Source organism: Actinomyces sp., from assembly GCF_030530635.1.
Taxonomy (GTDB): Bacteria; Actinomycetota; Actinomycetes; order Actinomycetales; family Actinomycetaceae; genus Actinomyces.
This window is the reverse complement of sequence record NZ_JAUMUL010000126.1, coordinates 1-2,552: the sequence shown is the minus strand read 5'-3', so window position 1 is coordinate 2,552 and position 2,552 is coordinate 1. Positions and strand designations below refer to the sequence as shown.

General features: G+C 67.0%; 3 protein-coding genes. 2 read left to right on the top strand and 1 reads right to left on the bottom strand.

Annotated elements, in window-relative coordinates; genetic code table 11:
* Window positions 1-28: 28 nt before the first annotated feature.
* Complete coding sequence (locus Q4A20_RS14990; protein WP_303124193.1) at window positions 29-733, bottom strand: hypothetical protein; 705 nt, start codon at window positions 731-733, stop codon at window positions 29-31.
* 705 nt (window positions 734-1,438) lie between these two features.
* Here Q4A20_RS14990 and Q4A20_RS14985 point away from each other — a divergent pair.
* Both Q4A20_RS14985 and Q4A20_RS14980 read left to right on the top strand, forming a co-directional pair.
* Window positions 1,439-1,906, top strand: a complete 468-nt coding sequence (locus tag Q4A20_RS14985; protein WP_303124192.1) for a phage holin family protein — start codon at window positions 1,439-1,441, stop codon at window positions 1,904-1,906.
* Entirely contained in the window at window positions 1,903-2,313 is a 411-nt protein-coding gene (locus Q4A20_RS14980) for a hypothetical protein (protein ID WP_303124191.1), read from the top strand. Before Q4A20_RS14985 ends, Q4A20_RS14980 begins: the two co-directional genes overlap by 4 nt.
* Window positions 2,314-2,552: the final 239 nt, after the last annotated feature.

Sequence of the window (2,552 nt, the reverse complement as noted above, 5' to 3'; positions counted from 1 at the left end):
TCCGAACCGACGGCGCCCACTCACCTATTCAATGGATGGGACGAATGCCTGCTCCAGCAAGGATCTCCAGCAGACCTTGTTCCCTCCAGGCGTCGTCCCAGAGCCAACGTACGACTCGCATGCCGGTAGCGCTCTCAATGTCAAGCTCTCGGCGCCGCTCGGCGAGGAGAACGTTATCCACCGGTCTGCCCGTCAGCTCCCGTCCGTACTTAACCCGACCGTCGAACTCCCCAATCACACCGTGCTCAGGCCAGATGAAGTCGACCCGTCCAAGCAGCCCGCCACGCTGATCCCGCACCGGCTCCTGCAAAGCAGGCATGGGTAAGTGATGTTCGATCATCACCGCTCGACTCAAGCTCTCCCCGGGAGACTCGGAATCCGGGTCAGCCGCCTGGATCGTCCGGCGTAGGCGCTGTCTCCCCCATGTTCGCTCCGGAGCCGCGGCAGTGATCCCATCTTTCGTCACCCGACCCTCTCTCAGCATGGCGTCGAAGCCGGCCAATACATAGCGCAACGGTCGGCGGCGTCCAAGATCCGCGAGGGTCTGCGCCACCGAGGCAACCGACACGCCATCGTCAAGCACCGTCTGGAAGTCGCAGCCGGCACGCAGGGTATGAATCCCCATCGACGATCGTCCACCATCGCGCCCGGGCCGCACCACCTGAACCTGCTTTGGAATCTCACCCACCAGCGGAATCCCATGTATGACAGCCGCCGACTCCCTGGCGAGCACGGCGCCTTCCAGTGCTCCAGTGAGTCGAGCGGCGATGACCTTGACCCGATGCGCCTCAGACCGAGTCAGACCCTGGAGGTCTCTACGCTGCACGTATGCACCACGCAGGATGCGGACAAGCTCCCCGCCGGGGCGTGCGGACCGGGCAAGGGTGCCCTTGTCCAGCCCGCACCCGGCGAGTTCAGATGACAATAAGATCGGAATCGGTGAAGTCCACATGTTTCCACGGTGCACCCCGGCAGTGGCGCGCGTCCGAAGTCCTGTGAATGCGCAGAGCGGTGCCCTGCGCGAACGCGGCCTGTGGACCTTGGTGGACTTCGGCGACGCGGCCGCCCTCCGCATGGGAAAGCGAGTGCCGTGCCGTTCGCCGCGCCCCCGTTGGACCGCTGTCCGCCGGTTGGACCCCTGTTCCCCCGTTGGACCGACCACCGTAACCGCCGGTTACAGCGGTCCAACCGCGCGTGAGCGGTCCAAGTAGGTCTCCGTAGGCGTACTCCCCGAGGGCAGGGGCCGGGGCACGAGCACACAGGCGCGCCACAACGTCACCTTTCGGTTGCACTGCACCAGCTGCCGACGAATCAGGCACCTCCGCAGGACCGGTCGGCTGCCGCCCAGGCCCGGCATGTGAGATTCTGTTCCGAGCAACAGGAGCGGCCGGCACGCCGCCCCTTGCCGTTCAGCAGCACGGATAAGAAGGTCGGTTCCATGAGCCAGCAGGCCCAACAGCCCAAACAGCCTCCGACGGCGCCTCCGTCCTCCTCCTCAGCGGCCTCATCGACGCTCAGCGAGCTTGTGACCCGCATCTCGGAGAACGTCTCCGCCCTGGTGCACGGAGAGATCGACCTGGCCAAGGCCAAGGGCAAACGCATGGCCGCCACCATGGGGGTGGGCGGAGGGCTCCTCGCCGCGGGCGGGGTCGTCGCCCTGTATGGCCTGGGGTTCCTGCTGGGGTCCATCGTGGAACTGATTGCCCTGGCCCTGCCGCTGTGGGCGGCCAAGCTGATCGTCGCCACGGTGCTGCTGATCGCGGCCGCCACCACCGCCAGGCTGGGTCTGCAGCGTCTACAGGCGGCCAAGGCCGACATGCCCGATCCCAAGGGCGCCATCACCCGCGACCTAGACACCGTCAAGTCCGCCGCCGCCACCGGCTTCGAGAAGGGCAACCAGCAGTGAGTGAGAAGAATCCGGCCGACGCGGCCACCCCGGAGGAGATCGAGGCCCGCCTCGAGGCACTGCGCGCCTCGGTCGTGAATGACGTCGAGGAATTGGCTCAGCGGCTGGCCCCCAACGCCCTGAAGGCGGCGGCCCGCTCCACCACCGAGGCGACCGTGGCCGACCTGCGGAAAAGGGCCCAAACCGCGGCAACCGGGTTGAAGGCCCGCTTGCAGGGCGATGCCGACACCCCGTCGCTCTTCGCCGACGCCCCGAGAGGAGACAGCCTCTCGCTCATCGAGCGGGCACGGCGCCTGCTCAACGACGCCCAGGACGGGGATCCGCAGGCGCTGGCCCTGGTCACCGGCGCTGTGGCGGCACTGGCCGGATTGAGCGTATTCGCCCTGGTCAAGGCCCTGCGCCGCTGACCCTGGTGCCGGGTCCGTCGCCTTCTCCGAGTCCGTATTCCCGGAACCGCAGCACTCCCATCCGTGGGCCTTACCACGGTCGACGTGCTGCCACCGGAATGGTATTCCGACGCGGCAACGTTGTACGGTTGCCTCACGACACATTTGCCCAGTTGATGCGCGCCCACGGCGCGCCCAGAGATACGTTGGAGGGGGTCGAGCCTATGGGGCGCGGCCGTCAGAAGGCCAAGGCGACCAAG